Origin of the sequence: Streptococcus sp. F0441 (genome assembly GCF_000314775.2) — a bacterium.
GTDB lineage: Bacteria > Bacillota > Bacilli > Lactobacillales > Streptococcaceae > Streptococcus.
The window spans coordinates 1,821,786-1,847,492 of record NZ_KB373321.1 but is presented as its reverse complement, the minus strand read 5'-3'; the positions used below and the strand labels follow the sequence as shown (position 1 = coordinate 1,847,492).

At 41.7% G+C, this 25,707-nt stretch carries 27 protein-coding genes, 1 tRNA gene and 1 riboswitch; of the genes, 23 read left to right on the top strand and 5 right to left on the bottom strand.

The annotated features are described in order from the left end of the window. Positions 1 to 13 precede the first annotated feature (13 nt). Positions 14 to 808 (top strand): pyruvate formate-lyase-activating protein, encoded by a 795-nt coding sequence (gene pflA / locus HMPREF9188_RS09120; RefSeq protein WP_009730688.1) that lies wholly within the window; start codon positions 14 to 16, stop codon positions 806 to 808. A gap of 72 nt (positions 809 to 880) precedes the next feature. Here pflA and yidC read toward each other — a convergent pair whose 3' ends face one another. Continuing rightward, positions 881 to 1,810 (bottom strand): membrane protein insertase YidC, encoded by a 930-nt coding sequence (gene yidC / locus HMPREF9188_RS09115; protein ID WP_033588985.1) that lies wholly within the window; start codon positions 1,808 to 1,810, stop codon positions 881 to 883. A gap of 77 nt (positions 1,811 to 1,887) precedes the next feature. Then, positions 1,888 to 2,166, bottom strand: coding sequence for an acylphosphatase (locus HMPREF9188_RS09110; protein WP_001174620.1), 279 nt, complete (start codon positions 2,164 to 2,166; stop codon positions 1,888 to 1,890). A gap of 33 nt (positions 2,167 to 2,199) precedes the next feature. On the opposite strand from HMPREF9188_RS09110, the gene HMPREF9188_RS09105 reads away from it, so the two are divergent. From HMPREF9188_RS09105 to HMPREF9188_RS09060, 11 genes are all read left to right on the top strand, one after another. Further along, positions 2,200 to 2,940, top strand: a complete 741-nt coding sequence (locus HMPREF9188_RS09105) for a TrmH family RNA methyltransferase (protein WP_009730686.1) — start codon at positions 2,200 to 2,202, stop codon at positions 2,938 to 2,940. A gap of 55 nt (positions 2,941 to 2,995) precedes the next feature. Further along, on the top strand, positions 2,996 to 3,679 hold the full coding sequence (locus HMPREF9188_RS09100; RefSeq protein ID WP_009730685.1) for a Bax inhibitor-1/YccA family protein: 684 nt from the start codon (positions 2,996 to 2,998) through the stop codon (positions 3,677 to 3,679). Between the two features lie 109 nt (positions 3,680 to 3,788). Then, positions 3,789 to 4,781, top strand: a complete 993-nt coding sequence (gene asnA / locus HMPREF9188_RS09095) for an aspartate--ammonia ligase (RefSeq protein WP_000747987.1) — start codon at positions 3,789 to 3,791, stop codon at positions 4,779 to 4,781. Between the two features lie 64 nt (positions 4,782 to 4,845). Then, complete coding sequence (gene rsmD / locus HMPREF9188_RS09090; RefSeq protein WP_009730684.1) at positions 4,846 to 5,385, top strand: 16S rRNA (guanine(966)-N(2))-methyltransferase RsmD; 540 nt, start codon at positions 4,846 to 4,848, stop codon at positions 5,383 to 5,385. Then, entirely contained in the window at positions 5,375 to 5,863 is a 489-nt protein-coding gene (gene coaD, locus HMPREF9188_RS09085; RefSeq protein ID WP_009730683.1) for a pantetheine-phosphate adenylyltransferase, read from the top strand. The genes rsmD and coaD overlap by 11 nt, the downstream gene beginning before the upstream one ends. Then, positions 5,847 to 6,884 carry a SepM family pheromone-processing serine protease gene (locus HMPREF9188_RS09080; protein WP_009730682.1) on the top strand — a complete coding sequence of 346 codons (1,038 nt, stop codon included), beginning with the start codon at positions 5,847 to 5,849 and terminating at the stop codon, positions 6,882 to 6,884. Before coaD ends, HMPREF9188_RS09080 begins: the two co-directional genes overlap by 17 nt. Before the next feature lie 55 nt (positions 6,885 to 6,939). Further along, a complete protein-coding gene (locus tag HMPREF9188_RS10340; protein ID WP_080585631.1) occupies positions 6,940 to 7,170 on the top strand; it encodes a DUF1146 family protein in 231 nt (76 codons plus the stop codon). A 23-nt stretch (positions 7,171 to 7,193) separates the two neighbouring features. Then, positions 7,194 to 8,474, top strand: coding sequence for a UDP-N-acetylglucosamine 1-carboxyvinyltransferase (gene murA / locus HMPREF9188_RS09075; RefSeq protein WP_009730681.1), 1,281 nt, complete (start codon positions 7,194 to 7,196; stop codon positions 8,472 to 8,474). Then, entirely contained in the window at positions 8,461 to 8,655 is a 195-nt protein-coding gene (locus HMPREF9188_RS09070) for a DNA-directed RNA polymerase subunit beta (RefSeq protein WP_000977280.1), read from the top strand. The genes murA and HMPREF9188_RS09070 overlap by 14 nt, the downstream gene beginning before the upstream one ends. A 40-nt stretch (positions 8,656 to 8,695) precedes the next feature. Beyond that, positions 8,696 to 9,529: a DNA/RNA non-specific endonuclease gene (locus HMPREF9188_RS09065; protein ID WP_009730680.1), complete on the top strand. Its 834-nt coding sequence runs from the start codon at positions 8,696 to 8,698 to the stop codon at positions 9,527 to 9,529. A gap of 126 nt (positions 9,530 to 9,655) precedes the next feature. Beyond that, positions 9,656 to 10,987: a hemolysin family protein gene (locus HMPREF9188_RS09060; RefSeq protein WP_007522376.1), complete on the top strand. Its 1,332-nt coding sequence runs from the start codon at positions 9,656 to 9,658 to the stop codon at positions 10,985 to 10,987. Positions 10,988 to 11,120: 133 nt separating this feature from the next. Here HMPREF9188_RS09060 and HMPREF9188_RS09055 read toward each other — a convergent pair. After that, positions 11,121 to 11,191, bottom strand: a tRNA-Cys gene (locus HMPREF9188_RS09055). 303 nt (positions 11,192 to 11,494) lie between these two features. On the opposite strand from HMPREF9188_RS09055, the gene HMPREF9188_RS09050 reads away from it, so the two are divergent. From HMPREF9188_RS09050 to HMPREF9188_RS09030, 5 genes are all read left to right on the top strand, one after another. Beyond that, positions 11,495 to 13,474 (top strand): peptide ABC transporter substrate-binding protein, encoded by a 1,980-nt coding sequence (locus tag HMPREF9188_RS09050; protein WP_009730679.1) that lies wholly within the window; start codon positions 11,495 to 11,497, stop codon positions 13,472 to 13,474. Between the two features lie 66 nt (positions 13,475 to 13,540). Then, positions 13,541 to 15,037, top strand: coding sequence for an ABC transporter permease (locus HMPREF9188_RS09045; protein ID WP_009730678.1), 1,497 nt, complete (start codon positions 13,541 to 13,543; stop codon positions 15,035 to 15,037). After that, on the top strand, positions 15,037 to 15,963 hold the full coding sequence (oppC, locus tag HMPREF9188_RS09040) for an oligopeptide ABC transporter permease OppC (protein ID WP_009730677.1): 927 nt from the start codon (positions 15,037 to 15,039) through the stop codon (positions 15,961 to 15,963). The genes HMPREF9188_RS09045 and oppC overlap by 1 nt, the downstream gene beginning before the upstream one ends. A gap of 8 nt (positions 15,964 to 15,971) precedes the next feature. Continuing rightward, a complete protein-coding gene (locus tag HMPREF9188_RS09035; protein WP_009730676.1) occupies positions 15,972 to 17,039 on the top strand; it encodes an ABC transporter ATP-binding protein in 1,068 nt (355 codons plus the stop codon). A gap of 10 nt (positions 17,040 to 17,049) precedes the next feature. Next, positions 17,050 to 17,979, top strand: a complete 930-nt coding sequence (locus HMPREF9188_RS09030) for an ATP-binding cassette domain-containing protein (protein WP_001291313.1) — start codon at positions 17,050 to 17,052, stop codon at positions 17,977 to 17,979. Positions 17,980 to 18,067: 88 nt separating this feature from the next. Here HMPREF9188_RS09030 and HMPREF9188_RS09025 read toward each other — a convergent pair whose 3' ends face one another. Both HMPREF9188_RS09025 and trkA read right to left on the bottom strand, forming a co-directional pair. Continuing rightward, complete coding sequence (locus tag HMPREF9188_RS09025; protein WP_009730675.1) at positions 18,068 to 19,507, bottom strand: TrkH family potassium uptake protein; 1,440 nt, start codon at positions 19,505 to 19,507, stop codon at positions 18,068 to 18,070. Between the two features lie 3 nt (positions 19,508 to 19,510). Further along, the gene (trkA, locus tag HMPREF9188_RS09020) at positions 19,511 to 20,860 is read right to left on the bottom strand and encodes a Trk system potassium transporter TrkA (protein ID WP_000706805.1); all 1,350 of its coding nucleotides are present in this window, start codon (positions 20,858 to 20,860) and stop codon (positions 19,511 to 19,513) included. Positions 20,861 to 21,260: 400 nt separating this feature from the next. Here trkA and HMPREF9188_RS09015 point away from each other — a divergent pair, with 400 nt between their 5' ends. The 6 genes from HMPREF9188_RS09015 to HMPREF9188_RS08990 all read left to right on the top strand — a co-directional run bounded on the left by HMPREF9188_RS09015 (position 21,261) and on the right by HMPREF9188_RS08990 (position 25,694). Then, entirely contained in the window at positions 21,261 to 21,764 is a 504-nt protein-coding gene (locus tag HMPREF9188_RS09015) for a tRNA (cytidine(34)-2'-O)-methyltransferase (protein WP_000181362.1), read from the top strand. A gap of 40 nt (positions 21,765 to 21,804) precedes the next feature. Then, positions 21,805 to 22,023, top strand: a riboswitch (FMN riboswitch). Between the two features lie 154 nt (positions 22,024 to 22,177). Next, positions 22,178 to 22,741 carry an ECF transporter S component gene (locus HMPREF9188_RS09010; protein WP_009730674.1) on the top strand — a complete coding sequence of 188 codons (564 nt, stop codon included), beginning with the start codon at positions 22,178 to 22,180 and terminating at the stop codon, positions 22,739 to 22,741. Next, positions 22,731 to 23,381: a phosphatase PAP2 family protein gene (locus HMPREF9188_RS09005; RefSeq protein WP_033588942.1), complete on the top strand. Its 651-nt coding sequence runs from the start codon at positions 22,731 to 22,733 to the stop codon at positions 23,379 to 23,381. The genes HMPREF9188_RS09010 and HMPREF9188_RS09005 overlap by 11 nt, the downstream gene beginning before the upstream one ends. A 27-nt stretch (positions 23,382 to 23,408) precedes the next feature. Further along, the gene (locus HMPREF9188_RS09000; RefSeq protein WP_009730672.1) at positions 23,409 to 23,828 is read left to right on the top strand and encodes a hypothetical protein; all 420 of its coding nucleotides are present in this window, start codon (positions 23,409 to 23,411) and stop codon (positions 23,826 to 23,828) included. Positions 23,829 to 24,138: 310 nt separating this feature from the next. Further along, positions 24,139 to 25,185, top strand: coding sequence for a phenylalanine--tRNA ligase subunit alpha (gene pheS / locus HMPREF9188_RS08995; RefSeq protein ID WP_009730671.1), 1,047 nt, complete (start codon positions 24,139 to 24,141; stop codon positions 25,183 to 25,185). Beyond that, positions 25,185 to 25,694, top strand: coding sequence for a GNAT family N-acetyltransferase (locus HMPREF9188_RS08990; protein WP_009730670.1), 510 nt, complete (start codon positions 25,185 to 25,187; stop codon positions 25,692 to 25,694). The genes pheS and HMPREF9188_RS08990 overlap by 1 nt, the downstream gene beginning before the upstream one ends. Positions 25,695 to 25,707: the final 13 nt, after the last annotated feature.

Below are 25,707 nucleotides of genomic sequence, written 5' to 3'. Positions count from 1 at the left end.
GGAAGGTGACGATATGTCTGAAGAAACAATTGACTATGGACAAGTGACAGGAATGGTGCATTCGACAGAGAGTTTTGGGGCGGTGGATGGCCCTGGGATTCGGTTTATCGTCTTTTTGCAGGGCTGTCAGATGCGTTGCCAGTACTGCCATAACCCTGATACATGGGCTATGGAGACCAATAAATCACGAAGACGGACAGTAGACGATGTCTTGACAGAAGCCCTTCGCTACCGTGGTTTCTGGGGAGACAAGGGAGGAATCACTGTCAGTGGTGGAGAAGCCCTCTTGCAGATTGATTTCCTAATTGCCCTCTTTACCAAGGCCAAGGAAAAAGGGATCCACTGTACCTTGGATACCTGTGCTCTTCCGTTCCGTAATAAACCACGTTATCTCGAAAAGTTTAATAAACTCATGGCGGTGACAGATTTGGTTCTCTTGGATATCAAGGAAATCAACGATGAACAACACAGAATTGTTACCAGCCAAACCAATAAAAACATCTTGGCTTGTGCAAAATATCTATCAGATATTGGGAAGCCTGTGTGGATTCGCCATGTGCTGGTTCCAGGCTTGACAGATAGAGATGAGGACTTGATCGAACTTGGTAAATTCGTCAAAACCCTCAAAAACGTTGATAAGTTTGAAATTCTACCTTATCACACTATGGGAGAATTCAAGTGGCGTGAACTTGGAATTCCATACTCACTTGAAGGGGTAAAACCACCAACAGCAGACCGTGTCAAGAATGCCAAAAAACTCATGGATACAGAAAGCTATCAAGACTATATGAAACGTGTACATGGATAAAAAAGAAGCCTGATGGAAACATCAGGCTTTTGTGATGCAAAAAAGGCCTAGCCTTTCAGCTAAGCCGTTACTTTATTTTCTAGAATGTTGTTTACCAGCATTACGTTTTTTATGTTTCTTAGTAGTCGTAATTGCAGTTGCTTGGTTAGGAGTGATATCTTTTCGCCCGCCTGTAGTTGATGCTGAACTTGCTTTTGGTGGATTTTTGGCAAATTCTTCACGTACTTTTTGACGAAGTTTTGGACGAACAACATAGTTAACGATGAACTGTTGGAGAATCATCATGAAACCACCGACAACCCAGTAAAGTGTCACACTGGCTGGTGCGAAGAGGGAGAAGACGACAATCATGAGTGGGCTCATGTAAATCATTTTCTTGAGTTGATCTCTTTGCATCTCGTCTTCTACTCCGTGAAGTGAAAGGAGTGATTGGAGATAGTAGAGGATACCAGCGAAGGCGACAAGGATCATACTTGGAGAACCGAGATTGATACCCAAGAAGGTAGAGCTAGATACTCCATCAGTATACTGGGCTGCAAAGTAGATAGCAGAGAAGAAAGGCATCTGAATGAGGATAGGGAAGCATCCTACACCACCGAACATGCTGATGCCGTTTTCTTTTTGTGCAGCAAAGAGAGCCTGTTGTGCTTCTAGTTTTTCTTCCTGAGTTGTTGCCTCTTTAAGGCGTGTTTGATGTGGTTCGAGCACATGTTTGAGAGCATTCATCTTTTCAGAGTGAAGCGTTGCCTTCCATGATTGGTAGATACCAAGTGGCAAAATAATCAAACGTACGATAATGGTTACGATAATGATAGCCACACCAAAGCCTAGACCTTTATCAGTAGCGAAGTATTTGATAGCCTCTGCCATAGGCGATCCGATAGTGTTCCAGATAAAACCAGTAGGTTGTCCTGTTGCTTTGTCTACTTGGACACAGCCTGTCAAGATAAGTAGCATAGCCACTCCCATAGCTGAGAGGGCAAAACGTTTAATAGATTTCAATGTTTTCATTCCTTCTTTAAAAATTATACCTTTCTATTCTACTGTTTTTTTGTAAAATATACAATAGTTCTGGAGACCTAATTTGCGACTTTGAAGTCCGAATAGGATGAAAAGTTGCTCATCTGCACATCTAGATAGGTAACTTTTGAAAAAGGTGTCGGACCTTTTCGGATTTCTTGGATAAATTTTGCCATAGTGGCAGAGGAGTCTGCCTGAGCAAGAATTTCCACTGTGCCATCGTCGTTATTCCATACCCGACCAGTGATGCCACCGATTTCAAGAGCTAAAGTATAAACACCCCAGCGAAAACCAACACCCTGTACTCTGCCTTGGGCAATCATTCTAACCTTTTGCATACCAAACCCCTTTGATTGTGTTATAATGTTTCTATGACTATTATAACCTCAAAAGCCAATTCAGTGGTAAAAAATGCCAAGAAATTGCATCAAAAAAAATATCGAAAGTCTGCCTATTTGATTGAAGGTTGGCACTTATTTGAAGAAGCTGTTCAAGCTGGGGTGAGGATTGAGAAGATCTTTGCTCTGGAAAGTTACCGAGGTCAGTTAGCTGCTTTTTCTCAAACTATCTGGGTTTCAGAGGAGATTTTGCGGGATTTAGCAGATACGCAAACCCCTCAAGGCATTGTCGCTGTTATTCAAAAAGAAGAAGTGGGACTGCCTGATTTCCGTCAGGGTAAGTTTCTATTTTTAGAGAATGTCCAAGATCCTGGTAATGTGGGTACCATGATTCGGACGGCGGATGCGGCAGGCTTTACAGGGGTTATTGTTTCAGATAAGTCAGCAGATATCTACAGTCTCAAGACCCTGCGTTCCATGCAAGGAAGTCATTTTCACTTGCCCATCTATCGCATGCCCGTTGCCGCTTTTGTAGAAGAGGCAAAGAAGAGCAACTTGCCCATTTTAGCAACGACCTTATCCAAAGAATCCAAGGACTATCGTGAGCTTTCTCCCTTAGAAAACTTTGCTTTAGTCATGGGAAATGAAGGGCAGGGGATTAGTCCTGTCATGGCTGAGAGTGCTGATCAGCTGGTTCATATTGGCATGAAAGGTCGAGCAGAAAGTCTCAACGTGGCAGTTGCCGCAGGTATATTGATGTTTTATTTTAGCTAATTTATAAAATCTTTGTTATAATCAAGACATACTTATAGAGAAAAGGAGAATCAGAATGAATCAAACGATTATTCAAGAACGTTCAGGTCTCAATCAATTTTACGCTAAGGTTTATGCCTTTGTAGGACTTGGGATTGGTCTATCAGCTCTCGTGTCAGCTTTGATGTTGACAGTTTTTCAGTCCCAGTTGATTTACTTTTTAATGCATGGTCGTCTCTGGCTGGTGATTGCAACTTTTGCAGAACTTGCTCTAGTCTTTGTTGCAAGTAGCATGGCTGCAAAGAACAGCCCAGCAGCTCTCCCAGTATTTTTAGTTTATTCTGTTTTAAATGGATTTACGCTTAGTTTTGTCGTAGCCTTTTATACACCTGGGACCGTCTTATCAGCCTTTGTATCCAGTGCCCTTCTCTTCTTTGTCATGGCGGTGATCGGAATTTTCACCAAGAAAGATTTGAGTGGAGTGGGACGAGCTTTGATGGCAGCACTTGTCGGTCTCATCATTGCCATGGTTGTCAATCTATTTTTAGCCAATAGCTTCTTTGACTACATGATTAGTATTGCCATGGTCTTGGTCTTCTCAGGTTTGATTGCTTGGGACAACCAAAAGATTCGCTATGTTTATGAGCAGTCACGAGGACAAGTAGCGACAGGTTGGATCATCTCAATGGCACTCAGCATCTACCTAGACTTTATCAACCTCTTCCTTAGCATCTTACGAATCTTTGGTCGAAACGATTAATGAATGACAGAGTCAGTGTTCGAAAGAGCTCTGACTTTTTCTTATTTACTCTTTTCTTTTCTTGGAAATAGGTGTATAATGCTTTTAACTAATTTTTGAGGAGCCGTTTATGAAGAAAAGTTTTATCCATCAGCAAGAAGAGATTTCCTTTGTCAAAAACACCTTTACTCAGTATTTGAAAGATAAGTTAGAAGTTGTTGAAGTTCAAGGTCCTATCTTGAGCAAGGTTGGTGATGGGATGCAGGATAACCTGTCCGGTGTCGAACATCCAGTATCCGTAAAGGTCTTGCAGATTCCAGATGAAACTTATGAAGTCGTTCACTCACTAGCCAAATGGAAGCGCCACACCTTGGCTCGCTTTGGTTTTGGAGAAGGTGAAGGTCTATTTGTTCATATGAAGGCCCTTCGTCCAGATGAAGATTCGCTTGATGCGACTCACTCAGTTTATGTGGACCAGTGGGACTGGGAAAAAGTGATTCCAAATGGTCAACGCAATATCGCTTATCTCAAAGAAACCGTTGAGAAGATTTACAAGGCTATTCGTCTGACAGAGCTAGCCGTAGAAGCGCGCTACGATATTGAATCCATCTTGCCAAAACAAATCACCTTTATCCATACAGAAGAGTTGGTGGAACGCTATCCAGATTTGACACCGAAAGAGCGTGAAAATGCAATCTGTAAAGAGTTTGGTGCTGTCTTCTTGATTGGTATTGGTGGCGAGTTGCCTGATGGCAAACCTCATGACGGCCGTGCACCTGACTACGATGACTGGACAACAGAGTCTGAAAATGGCTACAAAGGGTTGAATGGCGATATTCTAGTTTGGAACGAATCTCTTGGTTGTGCCTTTGAACTTTCCTCAATGGGGATTCGGGTAGATGAGGATACACTTCGTCGTCAGGTGGCTCTTACAGGAGACGAAGATCGGCTTGAGCTGGAATGGCATAAAGCCCTGCTTAACGGCCTTTTCCCATTGACAATCGGTGGGGGTATCGGACAGTCTCGGATGGCCATGTTCTTACTTCGCAAGAAACACATTGGAGAAGTTCAAACTAGTGTTTGGCCTCAAGAAGTCCGCGATACTTACGAAAATATCTTGTAGAGAATCGAACCGCAAGGTTCGGTTTTCTTTCTCTTTTTGCCTATAATTTGGTATAATAAACGGTATGAAAATCGTATCAGGAATCTACGGAGGGCGTCCTCTCAAGACGCTAGAAGGAAAGATGACGAGGCCGACATCGGATAAGGTGCGTGGAGCTATCTTTAACATGATAGGTCCCTATTTTGATGGTGGTCGTGTATTGGATCTCTATGCTGGCAGTGGCGGCTTATCTATTGAGGCAGTCTCGCGTGGGATGTCCCATGCTGTCCTAGTGGAACGGGATCGAAAGGCACAAGCTATCATCGCTGAAAATATCCAAATGACCAAGGAAGTTTCCAAATTTCAGCTCTTAAAGATGGAGGCTGAACGGGCCTTGGAGCAAGTGAAAGGTCCCTTTGACCTGGTCTTTTTAGACCCTCCCTATGCCAAGGAACAAATCGTTGCAGATATCGAGAAAATGGCAGAAAGAAACCTCTTCTCCGAAGAAGTCATGGTTGTCTGCGAAACAGATAAGTCTGTAGAACTTCCAGAAGAAATCGCTTGCTTAGGCATCTGGAAGGAAAAAATATATGGGATTAGTAAGGTGACAGTCTATGTCAGATAAAATTGGATTATTTACAGGTTCATTTGATCCGATGACAAATGGACATCTGGATATCATTGAACGTGCCAGCAAACTTTTTGATAAGCTCTATGTCGGGGTTTTCTACAATCCCCACAAACAAGGTTTTCTCCCTGTTGAAAACCGCAAACGAGCAGTTGAAAAAGCGGTGGCGCATTTAGATAATGTAGAGGTGCGGGCTTCTCATGACCAACTAGTCGTCAATGTTGCAAGAAGATTGGGTGCTAAGACCCTTGTCCGTGGCTTGCGGAATGCCACCGACTTGCAATATGAGTCTAGTTTTGATTATTACAATCATCAACTGGCTCCAGAAATCGAAACCATTTACCTGTATAGTCGCCCAGAGCATCTTTATATTAGCTCTTCAGCCGTGAGAGAACTTCTGAAGTTTGGCCAGGAGATTCAGCAATATGTCCCAAACAGTGTTGTGGAGGAATTAGAACATGAAGAAAAAAACTAGATGGCCCTTATATGTCATCCTAGCACTAGTAGTGACTTTTTTAGCCTTTGTAGTACCTTTACCTTACTACATAGAAGTTCCAGGTGGAGCGGAAGATATTCGCCAAGTTTTAAAAGTCAATGAAACAGAAGATACAGAAGCAGGAGCTTACCAGTTTGTGACAGTTGGGATTCGACACGCAACCCTGTCGCATCTTGTCTATGCTTGGTTAACACCTTTCACGGATATTAGAAGTGCTAAGGAGACTACGGGTGGCTCTACGGATGCGGAATTTATGCGGATCAATCAGTTCTACATGCAAACTTCTCAAAATATGGCCAAGTATCAAGGACTGAAGACGGCTGGTAAGGATATCGAACTCAAGTACCTGGGAGTTTATGTCTTGACCGTGACGGACAATTCAACTTTTAAGGGCATTCTGAACATCGCAGATACCGTGACGGCTGTTAATGACAAAACATTTGACAGTTCAAAAGACTTGGTCGACTATGTCAACTCTCAACAATTAGGGGACACGGTCAAGGTAACCTATGAAGAAGACGGAAAAGTCAAGTCTGCTGAAGGTAAAATTATCACTCTCGAAAACGGGAAAAACGGGATTGGAATTGGTCTGATTGACCGTACGGAAGTGACCAGTGACGTTCCCATTCGCTTTTCAACAGCTGGTATCGGCGGGCCAAGTGCCGGTCTCATGTTTAGCTTAGCTATCTACACCCAGATAGCAGATCCAGGACTTCGTAATGGTCGCATCGTCGCGGGAACGGGAACCATTGATCGCGATGGAAATGTTGGTGACATCGGTGGAATTGACAAAAAAGTGGTTGCAGCCTCTCGTCAGGGGGCGAGCGTCTTTTTTGCTCCTGACAATCCAGTCACCGAGGAAGCAAAAAAAGCAGATCCAAATGCGAAAAGCAACTATGAAACAGCTTTAGAAGCTGCTAAAACGATTAAAACAGAGATGAAAATCGTTCCTGTTAAGACCCTGCAGGATGCGATTGATTACCTCAAAAACAATCCCTAATTTGTAGAAAAATCGAAAACTAGCGCGCAAGCGGATAAGATGGTATAATAGTCAAATGGTTCAATTATTATTCACTATAAGTAGTCATATACTCTTTATTTATTTGAGTTTTTACCTTTTAAAAGATCTTGTAAGATGGGAAAAGGTTTTAAAAGTAACTGCTACTAACACAAAAAAAGTTCGTCTGTTGGTCGGCTTCTGTAGTATTGTAATGGGCTACATCTTGAGTTCATTCTTTATCAGTTTGTACCAACTGTGGCAAGAAGCACTTAGAGGACTATTATAAAATCAAAAGTAAAGGAAACAACTATGGAAAAAATTGTGGTTCAAGGCGGAGATAATCGTCTGGTCGGAAGTGTGACGATTGAGGGAGCAAAGAATGCAGTCTTGCCCTTGTTGGCAGCGACTATTCTAGCAAGCAAGGGTAAGACAGTCTTGCAGAACGTCCCAATCTTGTCAGATGTTTTCACCATGAATCAAGTAGTTCGTGGTCTGAATGCCAAGGTGGACTTTGATGAGGAAGCTCATATTGTCGAGGTCGATGCGACTGGTGATATCACGGAGGAAGCTCCTTATAAATATGTCAGCAAGATGCGAGCATCCATCGTTGTCTTGGGACCAATCCTTGCTCGTGTAGGCCATGCCAAAGTTTCTATGCCAGGGGGGTGCACCATCGGGAGTCGTCCGATCGACCTCCACCTCAAAGGTTTGGAAGCTATGGGGGCAAAAATCACTCAGGCAGCTGGTTACATCGAAGCCAAGGCAGACCACTTGCATGGCGCTCATATCTACATGGACTTCCCTAGTGTCGGCGCAACACAAAACCTCATGATGGCAGCAACTCTAGCTGATGGTGTAACGGTCATTGAAAATGCTGCGCGTGAGCCAGAAATTGTTGATCTCGCTATCTTCCTTAATGAAATGGGAGCCAAGGTCAAGGGAGCTGGCACAGAAACAATCACCGTGATTGGTGTTGAGGAACTCCATGGTACGACTCATACTGTAGTACAGGACCGTATTGAAGCTGGAACCTTTATGGTAGCAGCAGCTATGACAGGTGGGGATGTTCTCGTTCGTGATGCAGTCTGGGAGCATAATCGTCCCTTGATTTCAAAACTACTTGAAATGGGCGTTGAAGTGACAGAGGAATCAGAAGGTATTCGTGTTCGTTCTCAACTTGAAAATCTCAAGGCTGTTCATGTAAAAACCTTACCACATCCAGGATTCCCAACAGATATGCAGGCACAATTTACAGCTCTGATGACAGTTGCAAAAGGGGAATCAACCATGGTGGAAACGGTGTTTGAGAATCGCTTCCAACACTTGGAGGAAATGCGCCGTATGGGCTTGCATTCAGAGATTATCCGTGACACAGCTCGTATTGTAGGGGGGCAGGCTTTACAGGGGGCAGAAGTTTTATCAACGGACCTTCGCGCTAGTGCTGCTTTGATTTTGACAGGTTTGGTGGCGCAAGGAGAAACAGTTGTCGGTAAACTAGTCCACCTTGATAGAGGTTATTACCGCTTCCATGAGAAGTTAGCTCAGTTAGGAGCGAAGATTCAGCGAATTGAGGCAAATGATGAAGAATAAAAACTTACGCTATGTACTCCGTCGCCTACTGTTGATTTTTATCGTACTCTTGCTAGGTTTCCTTGCTTTAGGAATCGGCTTGATGGTTGGCTATGGCATCCTAGGAAAGGGACAGGATCCATGGGCAATATTGTCTCCGGCAAAGTGGCAGGAATTGATTAGCAAATTTACAGGAAATTAGACTGGGAGACCAGTCTTTTTCTAAAGAAATAAGGAGAAAAATGGACAAAAAAACAAGACAGACTTTGATAGGGTTACTTCTATTCTTACTCTTGGCTGCGGGAAGCTATTATATCAAGCAGATGCAATCGGCATCAAATAGCCCTCGAACTAAGGTTAGTCAGAAAAAACAAGCTTCAGAAGCTCCCAGTCAGGAGCTGGCTGAAAATATCTTAACTGAGTCGATAAAGAACCAAATCAAGGGGGATCTCGAGTGGAATGGAGCAGGGGCTTTTGTTGTCAATGGCAATAAAACCAATCTAGATGCCAAGGTTTCAAGCAAACCCTATGCGGATAATAAAACAAAGACAGTTGGAAAAGAAACAGTCCCGACTGTTGCCAATGCCATCTTATCCAAAACGACTCGGCAGTATAAGAATCGTGAAGAGACTGGAAATGGATCCACCTCTTGGACACCACCAGGATGGCATCAGGTTAAAAATCTAAAGGGAGCCTACACACATGCAGTTGATAGAGGACACCTGCTAGGCTATGCCTTAATAGGTGGTTTGGATGGTTTTGATGCCTCTACCAGCAATCCCAAGAACATTGCAGTCCAGACAGCTTGGGCAAACCAAGCACAGGCTGAGGATTCGACAGGTCAGAACTACTATGAGAGTCTGGTCAGAAAAGCCTTGGACCAGAATAAGAGAGTCCGTTATCGGGTGACACTCCACTATGCGACAAATGAGGATTTAGTTCCGTCTGCTTCACAAATCGAAGCCAAATCTTCGGATGGCGAATTGGAATTCAATGTCCTAATCCCCAATGTTCAAAAGGGAATCCAGCTTGATTACCGAACAGGTCAAGTAACGGTGACAGATCAGAAACAATAGATACAATAAAACAGCTCCTTTGTCTTCTAGAGACGGGGGGAGCTGTTGTTTAAATGAAAAATAATGTGAATCCTGATGGATTTTATGATATAATGGGACACAAGATACTATTTTAGGAGAAGGACTATGGAAGACCCGAGCAGTCAGAATTTGTTGCTACAGTTTGTATTATTATTTATCTTGACCTTGTTAAATGCTTTTTTCTCAGCCACTGAGATGGCAATGGTGTCACTAAACCGTTCCCGAGTAGAACAAAAGGCAGAAGAGGGAGACAAACGTTACATTCGTTTGTTAAAGGTACTTGAAAATCCTAACCACTTTTTATCAACAATTCAAGTCGGTATCACCTTGATCACGATCTTGTCAGGGGCAAAATTGGCAGATACACTTGGACAAGTAATTGCCTCTTGGATGGGGAACGGAGAAACAGCTTATGCCATTGCAAGTTTCCTCTCTTTGGCATTCTTGACCTACATCTCTATTGTTTTTGGTGAACTATATCCTAAACGGATTGCCCTCAATCTCAAAGATGCTTTGGCGATTCGAACAGCACCAATTATTATTGGTCTTGGAAAGATTGTCAGTCCCTTTGTCTGGCTGTTATCTGCTTCAACTAATCTACTGAGCCGTGTAACGCCAATGACCTTTGATGATGCGGATGAAAAGATGACTCGAGATGAAATTGAGTACATGTTGACCAAGAGTGAGGAAACCTTGGATGCAGATGAGATTGAAATGCTACAGGGAGTCTTTTCTTTAGATGAACTAATGGCTCGTGAGCTAATGGTGCCCCGAACAGATGCCTTTATGGTAGATATTCAGGATGACAGTCAAACGATTATCGAGAGTATTTTAAAGCAAAATTTCTCACGTATCCCTGTTTATGATGGGGATAAGGACAATGTGATTGGTTTGATTCACACCAAGCGCTTGTTGAATGCCGCTTTTGTGGATGGCTTTGACAATATTGTCTGGAAACGAATTCTCCAAACGCCACTGTTTGTTCCTGAGACTATCTTTGTGGACGATCTCCTTAAAGAACTTCGAAATACCCAAAATCAAATGGCCATCTTACTAGATGAATACGGTGGAATGGCTGGTTTGGTAACTCTGGAGGACCTCTTAGAAGAAATTGTTGGTGAGATTGATGATGAGACTGACAAGGCTGAAATTGAAGTCCATCAAATAGGAGAAGACACCTATATCGTTCAAGGCACCATGAATCTTAATGATTTTAATGACTACTTTGATGTAGAATTGGAAAGTGATGATGTTGATACCATCGCCGGTTATTATTTGACGGGTGTGGGAATGATTCCAACGACTGAGAAACTCAGTTATGAATTGGTCAGCCAAAACAAACAAATCATCCTAACCAATGACAAGGTGAAAAACGGACGTGTTACCAAGGTAAAAGTCCAAATCACTGAAATAGAGACTGAAGAAGAAACAGAATAAAGCAGTGACTTGAGTCACTGCTTTTTGTAAATCTATATTGTAGATATAGTTATCCCTATCTATTTGGAATAACAAAAAAGCCCGATTGTCCGGGCTTTTTATTCGGTTAATTCCTGTTAATTCAGGTACTGAAAGGCGGTAGACGGATTTGAACCGACGATCAAGCTTTTGCAGAGCCGTGCCTTACCACTTGGCTATACCGCCTCAACGTTTATTATTATACCTTGAAAATCATTTCCCGTCAATAGTTTCTTAATCGAAAATCCAATTTAGAAGATTGCCCTTTCTGACTGGGTAGAAAATGGAGAAAGGAAACCTGAAAATCAGGCTTTATGAACATTAAGTTTGCCTTATGACTCGATAGATAGCAAACAAAGAATAAAGAAATTTGACAAATGAAAGTTTTTTATGGATGCACGCCTAAATATTCTGAAAATTCGTTTACTTTTTAGAAGATATATGTTATAATCTTCAATAAGCCTAAATTTTTCAAGAGGAGTTAAAAACATGAAAAAAAGTAGAGTATTTGTTGCAGCAGGAGTTGCTTTATTAGCAACTGGAGTACTAGCTGCTTGCGGTTCTTCAAAATCATCTGATTCAACAGCACCAAAAAATTATGGTTATGTTTATACAGCTGATCCGGAAACATTGGATTACCTCATTTCAGGGAAACAAAGTACTAAGGTTGCCACTTCAAATGGTATCGATGGTCTTTTCACAAACGACAAGTATGGGAACCTAGTTCCTGCAGTTGCAGAAGACTGGTCAGTTTCAAAAGATGGTTTGACTTATACTTACAAGATTCGTAAAGGAGTCAAATGGTTTACATCTGACGGAGAAGAGTACGCAGAAGTTACTGCCAAAGACTTTGTAAATGGTTTGAAACACGCAGCTGATAAAAAATCAGAAGCTCTTTATCTAGCAGAAGATTCAGTTAAAGGTCTAGCTGACTATACAGCTGGAAACAATAAAGATTTTTCTTCAGTCGGTGTGAAGGCTGTTGATGATTATACTCTTGAGTATACTTTGAACAAACCAGAACCATACTGGAACTCTAAGATGGCCTACGCAATCTTCTGGCCATTGAACGAAGATTTTGAAAAATCAAAAGGGGCTGACTTTGGTAAAGCGACTGACCCTACATCATTACTTTACAATGGTCCGTTCTTGCTGAAAGGGTTGACTGCTAAATCTTCTATTGAATTCGCTAAGAATGAAAACTATTGGGATAAAGACAATGTTCATATTGATAAAGTAACCCTTGCTTTCTATGATGGGTCAGACCAAGAGTCAATTGAGCGTAACTTTACAAGTGGAGCTTATAGCTATGCTCGCCTTTTCCCTACAAGTTCAAACTACTCTAAAGTAGAAGAGACCTACAAGGAAAATATCTACTACAATCCATCAGGACCTGGTATCGCTGGTTTGGGTGTGAATATTGACCGTCAAGGTTACAAATACACTTCTAAGACAACTGACGAAGAGAAGACTTCTACTAAGAAAGCCCTTCTTAACAAAGACTTCCGTCAGGCTTTGAACTTTGCCTTTGACCGTACTTCTTACTCAGCACAAATTAATGGTAAAGAAGGCGCTCCTCTTGCAGTTCGTAACCTCTTTGTGAAACCTACCTTTGTCTCAGCAGGCGAAAAAACTTTCGGTGACTTGGTAACTGAAAAGATGGCTGCTTATGGCGATGAGTGGAAGAACGTAAACTTTGCTGATGGTCAGGATGGCCTTTTCAATGCTGATAAAGCCAAAACCGAATTTGCCAAAGCTAAAACTGCATTGGAAGCAGAAGGTGTGAAATTCCCTATCCACTTGGATATCCCAGTAGACCAAACTTCTAAAGCCTATATTGCACGTATCCAATCTTTCAAACAATCAGTTGAAACAGTACTTGGAGAAGACAATGTAGTGATCGATATCCAACAAATTTCTAAAGATGAGTTGAACAATATCACTTACTATGCTGCAAACGCTGCGGCAGAAGATTGGGACCTCTCAGGAGCAGTTGGATGGAACCCTGACTACGAAGATCCATCAACTTACCTTGATATCTTGAAGACAACGAATGCTGAACAAACAAAAACATACATGGGTTACGAAGGTGCAGATAATGCTGCAGCAGCTCAAGTTGGTTTGAAAGAATACGATAAGCTAGTTGATGAAGCTGCTAAAGAAACAAGCGACTTGAATGTTCGTTATGAAAAATACGCAGCTGCCCAAGCTTGGTTAACAGACAGCTCACTCTTCTTGCCAGCTATGTCATCAAGTGGTGCTGCACCAATCATTTCTCGTGTTGTGCCATTCTCTGCATCATATAGCCAATCTGGAGATAAAGGCTCAGATGTATACTTCAAGTATATTCAGTTGCAAGACAAGGTTGTAACCAAAGCTGACTATGAACAAGCTCGTGAGAAATGGCTCAAAGAGAAAAAAGAATCAAACGAAAAAGTTCAAAAAGAATTGGCTAATCACGTTAAATAAATAACTCTCAAGAGAACTTTCTCTCCATGAGGAGAAGGTTCTTTTGGGATTTTAAAAGGAAACGATATGAAGAAATATATTTTTATGCGTGTATTGCGTTCATTGGTGTCTATCTTCTTGGTGACAACCTTGACCTACACGATTATCTATACGATGGTTCCTCGGAAACTGATTTTCAAGCAGGATACCAACTACAACAAGATTGCAACGACTCCAGATAAGCGGGATAATTATGAGAATACCGTTTATGAACGTATGGGCTATATCGAGTACTACGATACTAAGGAGTTGCAAGAAAAAGCTAGCTCAATGGACTCATCTGTAACAGTAGATGCCAATGATACCAATAAGGCAATCTACGAAAAATACATCAACCAACTCGGTAATGGTTGGACGTTAGGTGTCTTTTCAGAGAGTGGTCAATTCTATGCGACGCGTGAAATTCCGATTTTTGAACGTGTTTTCAAATTCTATGCCAACTTGATTGATATTGATCATACAAACAAAATTCAAGACCCTGAAAATCCAAACTTGCAACGTTATCTTCGTTTTGAAAATGATCCTGCTATTGGTTGGTCATTGGTTGGTTCAGGTACAAAACATAAATACCTTTTGTATTTCAACAAACAATTCCCATTTGTACACCAAAACTTTGTGAACATTAACTTGGGTGACTCTTACCCAACTTATGCAAACACACCAGTGCTTCAAGTTATCACACAAGGTCAAGGACAAACTAAGACATCGGAAGTTCAATTCCCTACGGGTAAAAAGACTTCATCTGTTGATATCTACTCTCGTACCTACAAGTCTCCAAGTCAAGCAGATGCGCGTGAGGTAGCCAACTATGGGAAGGACGATCCATATACAGCTACAGAAAGCAATTATCAATACCCATCAATGATTGCAAGCTCAGCGGTTGCTGGTTTGATCGGTTTGATTATTTCTTATGCTATCGCCATTCCTCTTGGTTCTGCTATGGCTCGCCACAAGAATACTTGGATTGACAGCTTCTCTACAGGTGCCCTAACCTTCTTGCTTGCTCTTCCAACGATTGCCTTGGTTTACATCGTACGCTTGATTGGATCATCTATTGGTCTGCCAGACTCATTCCCTATCTTGGGGGCTGGAGATTGGCGTTCCTATGTCTTGCCTGCAGTCATTCTAGGTTTGTTGGGAGCGCCAAGTACAGCTATCTGGATTCGTCGTTATATGATTGACTTGCAATCTCAAGATTTCGTTCGATTTGCTCGTGCAAAAGGACTGTCTGAAAAAGAAATTTCAAATAAACACATCTTTAAAAATGCCATGGTTCCTTTGGTTTCGGGTATTCCTGGTGCCGTAATTGGAGTTATTGGTGGTGCAACATTGACAGAAACAGTCTTCGCCTTTCCAGGTATGGGTAAAATGTTGATCGACTCTGTTAAGGCATCCAACAACTCAATGGTAGTTGGTCTCGTCTTCATCTTCACATGTATTTCTATCTTCTCACTCTTTGTAGGAGATATCTGGATGACCATGCTTGATCCACGTATTAAATTGACAGAGAAAGGAGGCAAATAATGTCAACAATCGGAAAAGAAAAATTTCAGTTCGTAAAACGTGACGATTTTGCCTCTGAAACAATTGACGCCCCTGCCTATTCATACTGGGGTTCTGTATTTAGACAATTTCTAAAGAAAAAATCAACAGTCATTATGTTGGGGATTTTGATTGCTATTATCTTGATGAGCTTTATTTATCCAATGTTCTCAAACTTTGACTTTAACGATGTAAGTAAGGTTAATGACTTTAGCGCTCGTTTTATTAAGCCCAATGCCGAACACTGGTTTGGTACTGATAGCAATGGTAAATCCTTGTTTGATGGAGTTTGGTTTGGTGCGCGTAATTCTATCCTCATTTCTGTAATTGCTACTTTTATCAACCTTGTGATCGGGGTTATTGTTGGTGGAATTTGGGGAATTTCAAAATCTGTTGACCGCGTCATGATGGAAGTTTATAACATTATTTCAAACATTCCATCTCTCTTGATTGTTATCGTCTTGACTTACTCAATCGGTGCTGGTTTCTGGAATCTGATTTTTGCCATGAGTGTGACAACTTGGATTGGGATTGCTTATATGATTCGTATCCAAATCATGCGTTACCGTGACTTGGAATACAACCTTGCTTCTCAAACACTTGGGACACCAACCTTCAAAATCATCGTTAAAAATATCATGCCACAATTGGTATCCGTTATTGTTTCTACGATGACCTTGATGTTGCCAAGCTTTATTTCTTATGAAGCCTTCCTTTCCTTCTTTGGATTGGGATTGCCTGTAACAGTGCCAAGTTTGGGACGTTTGATCTCAGATTACTCACAAAACGTTACGACCAACGCTTACTTATTCTGGATTCCGTTGACAACTTTGATCTTGGTGTCCCTATCTCTATTCGTTGTTGGTCAAAACCTAGCGGATGCTAGTGATCCACGTACACATAGATAGGAGTAGACATGACAAAAGAAAATAATGTAATTTTGACTGCTCGTGATATTGTCGTGGAATTTGACGTTCGTGACAAAGTTCTGACGGCTATCCGAGGAGTTTCTCTGGACCTGATTGAAGGAGAAGTTCTTGCCTTGGTAGGTGAGTCTGGTTCTGGTAAATCTGTATTAACAAAAACCTTTACAGGGATGTTAGAAGACAATGGACGTATTGCCCAAGGAAGTATCGACTATCGTGGACAAGACTTGACAGCCTTGACTTCAAACAAAGAGTGGGAGAAAATCCGTGGTGCTAAAATTGCGACCATCTTCCAAGACCCAATGACAAGTTTGGATCCAATTAATACAATCGGTAGTCAAATCACAGAAGTTATCGTTAAACACCAAGGGAAAACAGCTAAGGAAGCCAAAGAAATGGCAATCGACTATATGAACAAGGTCGGAATTCCAGACGCTGAAAAACGTTTTGACGAGTATCCTTTCCAATATTCTGGAGGGATGCGTCAACGTATCGTTATCGCGATTGCCCTTGCTTGTCGCCCAGATATTTTGATCTGTGACGAGCCGACAACGGCCCTTGATGTAACCATTCAAGCGCAAATCATTGATTTGCTTAAAACTTTACAGAACGAGTACCACTTTACCATTATCTTTATCACCCATGACCTTGGTGTGGTAGCAAGTATTGCGGATAAGGTAGCAGTTATGTATGCTGGTGAAATTGTAGAATACGGAACTGTTGAGGAAGTTTTCTACGACCCACGTCATCCATATACTTGGAGTCTCTTGTCTAGCTTGCCTCAGCTTGCTGATGATAAAGGGGAATTGTACTCTATCCCTGGAACACCACCGTCTCTTTATACTGAGTTGAAAGGCGATGCCTTTGCCCTTCGTTCAGATTATGCGATGCAAATTGACTTTGAACAGAAAGCACCTCAGTTTTCAGTCACTGATACTCACTGGGCTAAGACTTGGTTGCTTCATGAGAATGCTCCTAAGGTTGAAAAACCAGAAATCATCGCAGATTTACATGATAAAATTCGTGATAAAATGGGCTTTGCTCATCTAGAAGACTAGGAGGAAGGAAATGTCTGAAAAATTAGTAGAAATTAAAGATTTAGAAATTTCCTTCGGTGAAGGAAGTAAGAAGTTTGTTGCCGTTAAAAACGCTAACTTCTTTATCAACAAGGGAGAAACTTTTTCTCTTGTTGGTGAATCTGGTAGTGGGAAAACGACGATTGGTCGTGCCATTATTGGTTTGAATAATACTAGTAAAGGTGAAATCATCTTTGACGGTCATAAGATCAATGGGAAAAAATCTCACAAGGAATCTTCAGAGTTGATCCGCCGTATCCAGATGATTTTCCAAGACCCTGCAGCCAGTTTAAATGAACGTGCGACAGTTGACTATATCATCTCTGAAGGTCTTTACAACTACCACTTGTTCAAAGACGAAGAAGAGCGAAAAGAAAAAGTTCAAAAGATGATTCATGAAGTCGGTCTTTTGAAAGAGCACTTGACCCGTTACCCACACGAGTTTTCTGGTGGTCAACGTCAACGTATTGGGATTGCCCGTGCTCTTGTGATGGAACCTGATTTCGTTATTGCGGATGAACCGATTTCAGCCTTGGACGTGTCTGTTCGTGCGCAAGTCTTGAACTTGCTCAAGAAGTTTCAAAAAGAATTGGGCTTGACCTATCTCTTCATTGCGCATGACTTGTCAGTTGTTCGTTTTATCTCAGATCGTATCGCAGTTATCTATAAGGGTGTTATCGTTGAAGTAGCGGAGACAGAGGAGTTGTTTAACAATCCTGTTCATCCGTACACTCAAGCGCTTCTATCTGCTGTACCGATTCCAGATCCAATCTTGGAACGTAAGAAGGTCTTGAAAGTCTATGATCCTAGCCAACATGACTATGAGACAGACAAACCATCTATGGTGGAAATTCGTCCAGGTCACTATGTTTGGGCCAATCAAGCAGAACTTGCTCGTTACAAGGAAGCTCTTAAAAAATAAACAGATTATGAGAGGACCGAAAGGTCTTCTCATTTTTAATAGAAAAGCTCCCCTTTCACTAGCTTGTAAAAGGGGAGTTTTATTGTGATTAGCGTTTGGACCAGGTACGTTTCATAAAGAGAAGCAAAATGGGATAAATCTCTAGACGACCTGCAATCATTGCAAATGAGAGAAGGATTTTAGAGATGGGACTAAAGATAGCAAAACTAGAAGTTGTACCTAGAATAGGTCCGATGTTATTGAAACAACTGAAGACAGCACTGGTAACAACTAGAAAATCATTGTTATCTAGACTGACAATGAAGATAAGTGACAGTAAAATCATCACATAAATGACAAAATATTTTAGGACCTTGTGCTGGGTATCCTTATCAATCACAGTTTTATTGACATGTAGAGTCAATACGCGATGAGGAGATAAGATGGACAAGATCTGATTTTTAGCAATTTTTGAAAGGATGAGCCCTCTGATAACTTTGAGTCCACCTGCGGTTGATCCAGCAGAGCCACCGATTCCCATAAGGAAGAGGAGTATAAATTGGGAGAAGAGGGGCCAGTTGGTAATATCTCCATAACCAAAACCAGTTGTTGTAATGATATTGGAAACCTGAAAGAGGGCCATTTCAAAGCTCTTAGAGACACCTTGGTAGAGGTGGAGCGTATTGAGAGTAATCAAGCCGGTAGAAACTAGGACAATGATTACATACGTGCGAAGTTCTTCATCACCAAAGAAAGCCTTAACCCGACGGAGCATGAGGGAGTAGTAGAGATTAAAGTTGACCCCAAAAACCAGAACTCCGATACTGACGAGATAGGTGATGAGTGAGCTGCCGTAGTGGGCAATTCCGTCGTTATAGACGGTGAAGCCACCGGTTCCTGCCGTTCCCATAGCGATGACAAAGCTATCAAATAGAGGCATACCAGCTAGATAGTAGATGACTACAAAAAGTGAGAAGAGCCCTAAATAAAGCAGATAGAGAATCTGGGCAGTATTTTTCAGTTTGGATACAACCTTGCCAAAGACAGGCCCAGGGACCTCAGCCTTCATCACCTCTAAGTGACCATTCTTGGCATTGTCCATAATGGCAAGCGCGAAGACGAGTACCCCCATCCCTCCAATCAAGTGAGTAAAACTTCGCCAGAAGAGGAGGGAACGGCTGAGAACGGAGACATCTGTCAGAATGGTTGCTCCTGTAGTTGTAAAACCAGAACTGGTTTCAAAGAAGGCATCGATGACACTTGGGATTTGTCCTGAAAAGACAAAGGGAAGCGCTCCAAAGAAAGACCATAGAATCCAACAGAGGGCGACGATTAAGACTCCCTCCTTAGTATAAATTCGCTGATTTTTGGGTTTCCGTAAAATTCCCAAGCTACCAAGAAGTATTAAAATTCCAATTGTTGTAAAGAGAGCTGTAAATACTTGGCTGGATTCTTGATAATAGGTTGCTACGCTAACGGGTACTAGAAGGAGAACCGCCTCAATCAAGAGAAGTTTTGAGAGGAGGTAACGAATCATACTTTTATTCATCTTTTACCTCTCAATCAGATCATAAATCTTGGTGATATTTGGTAATAAGGTCGTCACGAGTAACTGATCTCCTACCTCAAGTCTATCCTCTCCAGTAGGGAAGATTGTTTTTCCTTTTCGGATAATGGCTGCGATGAGAACCCCTTTCTTCAATTTCAGATGTGAAAGAGGTTTGGCAGTCATTTTATTAGCTTCCTTGATTTGGAATTGAAGAGTTTCAATTTGACCGTTTGCTAGATGGTGCATGGCTTGAAGGTCTGAGTATTGAGCGTTTACTCGACCACGGATAAAGTGCATAATGGTATCCACTGCAATGCTTTTGGGTGTGATGATACTTGAAAAATCAGGTGCATGGATAATCTCTAAAAGGCTAGTTCGATTCACCTTGGTGATATTCTTATGGACACCAACACGGTCTAAGAACATAGAGGTAATGATGTTTTCCTCATCAACTCCAGTCAAAGTTGCAACTGCATCATAGTTGGGAGCACTTTCCTCAAGCAAGATATCTTTGGCAGTTCCATCTCCCTGTACGATATAGAGATTTGGAAATTTTTCACTGAAGAGACGAGCTCTCTCAGGATTAATCTCGATAACTTTAGTGTCAATACGGCTATCTTTTAAAATGTCAAGTAGGTAATAAGCAATTTTTCCAGCACCAACGATGAGCAAGCTTTTCACTGTACGTGATTTGAAATAGTTATGGAAAAGCATCATATCCACACGATTCCCAGTAACAAAAATTCTATCTCTATCCTGAATGGTGATATCACCGCTCGGAATCATAAGTTGATGGTCTCGTTCCATAGCGCAGACAATGATATTGCCAAATTTTTTACGAAAATCTGAGATTGGCATTTGACAGAGACCACTGGAATCTTTGACAACAAACTCCATCAGGTTGACCCTTCCCCCTGAGAACCGCTCAACTGAGAGTGCATTCGGAAAATCAATGATATTTGAGATAGCACGGGCGGCTAGGAGTTCTGGGTTAACGATAAGTGAGAATCCAAGAATATTTTTCTCTTTGAAATAGGTATTGGAGTATTCAGGATTTCGCACTCGAACGATAGTTTCTTTAGCGCCCATTTTTTTAGCAAGTACTGCTGAAATCATATTCACTTCATCGTGTTCCGTTAGAGCGATAAAGATATCACACTCTTGAACACCGGCTTGCTCTAAGATAGCAAAGTCTGCTCCATTTCCAAGGAGTCCCATGATATCAAAGCGACTGACAATATGATTGAGAACAGCCTCATCTTGTTCGATGAGGACAACGTCGTGTTTTTCTGCAACCAGTGAACGACAGAGGGCGAAACCGACTTTCCCTCCACCAACAAGGACAATTTTCATATAAAAACCCTACTTTTTCATGATGTAACTATCATACCCTTTTTTCGCAAAAAATGCACTTGCCAAGCCATTTCAGAGGATAAGAAAAGCTTTTTTTAAGTTTTCAAAGATAAAATCGGTCACCTTTCATAGAAATGTCTATTATATGAAATGATTTCGCTCATTTAATATCCTTTCTCAGAAAAAGAATAACGAAGTATGGAAATATTATCAAAAAAGTAAAAAAATCAAGTCATTTCTATTGACAATGATTCTGAAAGTGTTATACTAAGGAAGTAGTTTCGCTGATTTACTTCAAACCTGTTGTGAGGTAAGTTAACGATGCCTTAACCACGCTGTTTGCTGAGCTTGACTCCGGGCAGTGTGGCTATTTTTTTGCAATGATAAAAGGAAACCCGTCATGACAAATCACATTGTATTATTTGAACCTCAGATTCCACAAAATACAGGTAACATTGCGCGTACTTGCGCTGCGACCAATTCTCCCCTCCACATCATCAAACCGATGGGATTTCCTATTGATGATCGCAAGATGAAGCGAGCAGGTTTGGATTACTGGGATAAGTTAGAGATTCATTTTTATGACAGTTTGGAAGATTTTATGTCTCAGATGAAGGGTAAACTCTATCTGATTTCGAAATTCGCGGAAAAGGTGTACTCTGAGGCAGATTTATCGACTGACGAAGCCCATTATTTTCTCTTCGGACGTGAAGACAAGGGCTTGCCGGAGGACTTTATGAGAGAACATCCTGAGAAAGCTCTCCGTATCCCGATGAATGATGAACATGTCCGCAGTCTCAATGTTTCCAATACGGTCTGCATGATTGTCTATGAGGCTCTTCGTCAGCAACATTTTGCTGGTTTAGAGCTCGTTCACACCTATGAAGCGGATAAATTGAAATAAACAAAATGCTTGCACTTGCAAGCGTTTTTTGTTATGATTAAAGGGTCTTCAGGGCTGGGTGTGATTCCCGACCGGCGGTGACTTTAACTAGCTATTTTGGCTTTCTCGTCCTTGTCTTGTCTCGATATACTTTAAGTATTATCTTCGACTGCGACGCCTAGATTACTCCAAGATATCTTAGTTAAAGAAGTCCGCGAGCGCAAGCTGATGTGGTGCGATTCCACAACCGACAGTATAGTCTGGATGGGAGAAGACGAAAGAATAGCCTTGTCTGTTCTGATGAGTTTATAGATAAATTGCAACCGCTTGCTCAAAAGAGTGAGGGGGGAACTTTTGGGATATAAAAAGTGAGAATAGATAGAGGGATCCTTTCCAACTTCTTCTGATTTTATAGAAAATTGGAGGAACCTGTTATGACAAACACACGTCGACTTTCGACCATTGCGATTTTATCAGCCATTTCATTTGTGCTGATGTACTTTGACTTTCCGCTCTTGCCAGCGGCGACCTTCCTCAAGATCGAGTTTAGTATCTTGCCAGTCCTTGTGGGCTTGGTGGTGATGGATTTGCCAGCTGCTCTAGGAATTCTCTTGCTGCGCTCACTCTTGAAGTTGCTTCTCAATAGCCAGGGAGTGAATACTTACATTGGCTTGCCAATGAATATCGTAGCCTTGGGAGTTTTTGTTATCGCTTTTGGTTTGATTTGGAAAAAGGAACGCAGCACCCTTCGTTTCCTACTGGCATCTCTAGCGGGAACTGTCGGCTTGACTGCGGCTATGTTGCTTCTCAACTATGTCTATGCTGTTCCTTTGTACGCGAAGTTTGCCAACTTTGATATTGGAAAAATTTTGGGACTTTCTAACTACCTAATGACCATGGTTTTACCTTTTAACTTGATTGAGGGTATCATCTTTGCCGTTTCATTCTGGTTGTTGTATGTCCTCTTGAAACCAACCTTAAAACATTATGAGAGATAAACAAACATTTTTAATGAAGGGCAGTTTTGCCCTTTTACTTTTCGTCCTTCTTGGCTATACGGTTAAGTTCTATCCTGAAATGCTGGTCGGTTTTGATCAACCAATTCAGACTGCCCTTCGTGGGGACTTGCCAGATTATTTGACAGTTTTGTTCCGTGCCCTTACGCATTTGATTGATATCCCAGTGATTATCACCTGGGTTGCCATCGCAGCCTTTATCTTTTATCGTAAGCAGTGGAAGATAGAAAGCTACTTCATGGCGGGCAATCTGGCCTTAGCCGGTCTTTTAATCGTGACCTTTAAAAATATTTACCAGCGCCCACGACCAGCTATCTTACATCTGGTAGAGGAGAAGGGATTTTCCTTCCCAAGTGGGCATTCTCTGGCTGTAACCTTGATGGTAGGCACTCTGATTGTCATTCTGAGTCAACGGATTAAAGATCCGGTTTGGAGAAAAATCGTGCAAATCGTGCTAGGGTTCTACCTAGTCAGTGTACTGGTATCAAGGGTCTATCTGGGAGTTCACTATCCATCAGACGTTCTTGCCAGTCTCTGTGTGGGCTTGGGAGTCTTGTTTATCGAATTTCCCTTCTATGACAAGCTACGCTTCCAATGGCGATTTAAAGGTAAACAGAAGTAAATATCGAATTCCCTTGAGGAGGAAGAAATGAAAGTCAACATAAAAGCTCTCCATCCGACTCAACTATACTTATCAGAAAAGAAACTAGAAGGCATCCAGACACTTTATCAGTCGGCAGAAATAATCAATGTTGCTCCAATCAGTATTCTTGCGTTCGGAGATTGCTTGTTGATTACAGATGGCCATCACAGGGCTTATCAGGCTTTATTGGCGGGTAGGAATATGATTTCTGCTGAGTGGGATAGAGATGGTGGCGATGAACTGTATTATCTCTATGCGCAAGCTTGCGAGGAAAGAAAGATTTACTCTGTTTTGGATTTAAAAGACTGTATCTTAGCTCAAGATGAGTATGAAGCAAAATGGTATAACTGGTGCGATGGTTTTAATCAAGCAGCAACTCTTTTGTTGAAAAGGAAAGCGGATGAAACAGATCTTACAAATAGGTAGTGCATTGCGTCTTGTTCCTTTTTATATTGAAATTAGTCTGGTCTAACTTGTTTTTTAACTAAAAATCTGATAAACTATGTAGTAATTGAATAGGAATCCGCAAGACTAGTAACTCAAGGGAAGTATATCAGGGAGGAGAGCCATGACTGCAAGCTCTCTATATGAAAGCTGAGTGAATTCACTTGCGCATGGATTTAGAAATGAAGGTCTGACTTGTCAGATGAAACGGATGGTACCGCGTGTCAACGCTCCGAGTGGAGTTTTTGGCATGTGGTTTTCTTTTTATCTACGAGCGACTGATGGAGGAATTATGTCAACTATTGAAGAACAATTAAAAGCGCTTCGCGAAGAAACGCTGGCTAGCTTAAAGCAGATTACTGCTGAAAATGAAAAAGAGATGCAAGAATTACGTGTCTCTGTCCTTGGTAAAAAAGGTTCGCTTACGGAGATTCTTAAAGGAATGAAAGATGTTTCTGCTGAAATGCGCCCTGTCATCGGGAAACACGTCAATGAAGCTCGTGATGTCTTGACAGCAGCCTTTGAGGAAACAGCGAAACTCTTGGAAGAAAAGAAAGTCGCAGCTCAACTGACTAGTGAGAGCATAGATGTAACACTTCCAGGTCGTCCAGTTGCGACTGGTCACCGTCATGTTCTTACACAAACCAGTGAAGAAATCGAAGATATTTTCATCGGGATGGGGTACCAAGTCGTGGATGGTTTTGAAGTGGAGCAAGACTACTATAACTTCGAGCGTATGAACCTTCCAAAAGATCACCCAGCTCGTGATATGCAGGATACTTTCTACATCACAGAAGAAATCTTGCTTCGTACTCACACGTCTCCAGTTCAAGCGCGTGCCATGGACGCCCATGATTTTTCAAAAGGTCCTTTGAAAATGATCTCACCAGGGCGTGTGTTCCGTCGTGATACGGATGATGCAACCCACAGTCACCAGTTCCACCAAATCGAAGGTTTGGTTGTTGGGAAAAACATCTCTATGGCTGACCTTCAAGGAACCCTCCAGTTGATTGTCAAAAAAATGTTCGGTGAAGAGCGTCAGATCCGTCTGCGTCCCTCCTATTTCCCATTCACAGAGCCATCTGTTGAAGTGGATGTTTCCTGCTTTAAGTGTGGTGGAGAAGGCTGTAACGTATGTAAGAAAACAGGTTGGATCGAGATTATGGGTGCCGGTATGGTTCACCCACGTGTCCTTGAAATGAGTGGAATCGATGCGACTGTTTACTCTGGATTTGCCTTTGGTCTTGGACAAGAACGTGTCGCTATGCTCCGCTACGGAATTAACGATATCCGTGGATTCTACCAAGGAGATGTCCGCTTCTCAGAACAGTTTAAATAATGATTAGAAAAGTAGAAATGGCAGATGTTGAGATGTTGGCTAAAATTGCCAAACAAACCTTTCGTGAAACATTTGCGCATGATAATACGGAAGAGCAGTTACAGGAATACTTTGAAGAGGCATATAGTCTGAGAACTTTGTCAACTGAGTTGGAAAATCCTGACTCCGAAACTTATTTCATTATGCATGAAGAGGAGATAGCCGGTTTTCTCAAAGTCAACTGGGGAAATGCTCAAACTGAGAGGGAATTAGAGAACGCTTTTGAAATTCAACGCCTCTATGTGCTACAAACATATCAAGGATTTGGACTTGGTAAGCAACTGTTTGAATTCGCTCTGGAACTTGCCGAAAAAAATGGTTTTTCCTGGGCTTGGCTAGGTGTTTGGGAACATAATACAAAAGCTCAAGCATTTTATAATCGATATGGTTTTGAAAAATTTAGCCAACATCATTTTATGGTTGGTCAAAAAGTAGATACGGATTGGTTACTGAAAAAGAAATTAAGGTAAGAAGAGGATTCTT

Excerpts from the sequence above, each read along its gene's own strand:
- pflA (WP_009730688.1), top strand. The coding sequence starts at position 14 with ATGTCTGAAGAAACAATTGACTATGGACAAGTGACAGGAATGGTGCAT.
- HMPREF9188_RS09110 (WP_001174620.1), bottom strand. The coding sequence starts at position 2,166 with ATGCAAAAGGTTAGAATGATTGCCCAAGGCAGAGTACAGGGTGTTGGT.
- HMPREF9188_RS09105 (WP_009730686.1), top strand. The coding sequence starts at position 2,200 with ATGACTATTATAACCTCAAAAGCCAATTCAGTGGTAAAAAATGCCAAG.
- HMPREF9188_RS09100 (WP_009730685.1), top strand. The coding sequence starts at position 2,996 with ATGAATCAAACGATTATTCAAGAACGTTCAGGTCTCAATCAATTTTAC.
- asnA (WP_000747987.1), top strand. The coding sequence starts at position 3,789 with ATGAAGAAAAGTTTTATCCATCAGCAAGAAGAGATTTCCTTTGTCAAA.
- rsmD (WP_009730684.1), top strand. The coding sequence starts at position 4,846 with ATGAAAATCGTATCAGGAATCTACGGAGGGCGTCCTCTCAAGACGCTA.
- coaD (WP_009730683.1), top strand. The coding sequence starts at position 5,375 with ATGTCAGATAAAATTGGATTATTTACAGGTTCATTTGATCCGATGACA.
- HMPREF9188_RS09080 (WP_009730682.1), top strand. The coding sequence starts at position 5,847 with ATGAAGAAAAAAACTAGATGGCCCTTATATGTCATCCTAGCACTAGTA.
- HMPREF9188_RS10340 (WP_080585631.1), top strand. The coding sequence starts at position 6,940 with ATGGTTCAATTATTATTCACTATAAGTAGTCATATACTCTTTATTTAT.
- murA (WP_009730681.1), top strand. The coding sequence starts at position 7,194 with ATGGAAAAAATTGTGGTTCAAGGCGGAGATAATCGTCTGGTCGGAAGT.
- HMPREF9188_RS09070 (WP_000977280.1), top strand. The coding sequence starts at position 8,461 with ATGATGAAGAATAAAAACTTACGCTATGTACTCCGTCGCCTACTGTTG.
- HMPREF9188_RS09065 (WP_009730680.1), top strand. The coding sequence starts at position 8,696 with ATGGACAAAAAAACAAGACAGACTTTGATAGGGTTACTTCTATTCTTA.
- HMPREF9188_RS09060 (WP_007522376.1), top strand. The coding sequence starts at position 9,656 with ATGGAAGACCCGAGCAGTCAGAATTTGTTGCTACAGTTTGTATTATTA.
- HMPREF9188_RS09050 (WP_009730679.1), top strand. The coding sequence starts at position 11,495 with ATGAAAAAAAGTAGAGTATTTGTTGCAGCAGGAGTTGCTTTATTAGCA.
- HMPREF9188_RS09045 (WP_009730678.1), top strand. The coding sequence starts at position 13,541 with ATGAAGAAATATATTTTTATGCGTGTATTGCGTTCATTGGTGTCTATC.
- oppC (WP_009730677.1), top strand. The coding sequence starts at position 15,037 with ATGTCAACAATCGGAAAAGAAAAATTTCAGTTCGTAAAACGTGACGAT.
- HMPREF9188_RS09035 (WP_009730676.1), top strand. The coding sequence starts at position 15,972 with ATGACAAAAGAAAATAATGTAATTTTGACTGCTCGTGATATTGTCGTG.
- HMPREF9188_RS09030 (WP_001291313.1), top strand. The coding sequence starts at position 17,050 with ATGTCTGAAAAATTAGTAGAAATTAAAGATTTAGAAATTTCCTTCGGT.
- HMPREF9188_RS09025 (WP_009730675.1), bottom strand. The coding sequence starts at position 19,507 with ATGAATAAAAGTATGATTCGTTACCTCCTCTCAAAACTTCTCTTGATT.
- trkA (WP_000706805.1), bottom strand. The coding sequence starts at position 20,860 with ATGAAAATTGTCCTTGTTGGTGGAGGGAAAGTCGGTTTCGCCCTCTGT.
- HMPREF9188_RS09015 (WP_000181362.1), top strand. The coding sequence starts at position 21,261 with ATGACAAATCACATTGTATTATTTGAACCTCAGATTCCACAAAATACA.
- HMPREF9188_RS09010 (WP_009730674.1), top strand. The coding sequence starts at position 22,178 with ATGACAAACACACGTCGACTTTCGACCATTGCGATTTTATCAGCCATT.
- HMPREF9188_RS09005 (WP_033588942.1), top strand. The coding sequence starts at position 22,731 with ATGAGAGATAAACAAACATTTTTAATGAAGGGCAGTTTTGCCCTTTTA.
- HMPREF9188_RS09000 (WP_009730672.1), top strand. The coding sequence starts at position 23,409 with ATGAAAGTCAACATAAAAGCTCTCCATCCGACTCAACTATACTTATCA.
- pheS (WP_009730671.1), top strand. The coding sequence starts at position 24,139 with ATGTCAACTATTGAAGAACAATTAAAAGCGCTTCGCGAAGAAACGCTG.
- HMPREF9188_RS08990 (WP_009730670.1), top strand. The coding sequence starts at position 25,185 with ATGATTAGAAAAGTAGAAATGGCAGATGTTGAGATGTTGGCTAAAATT.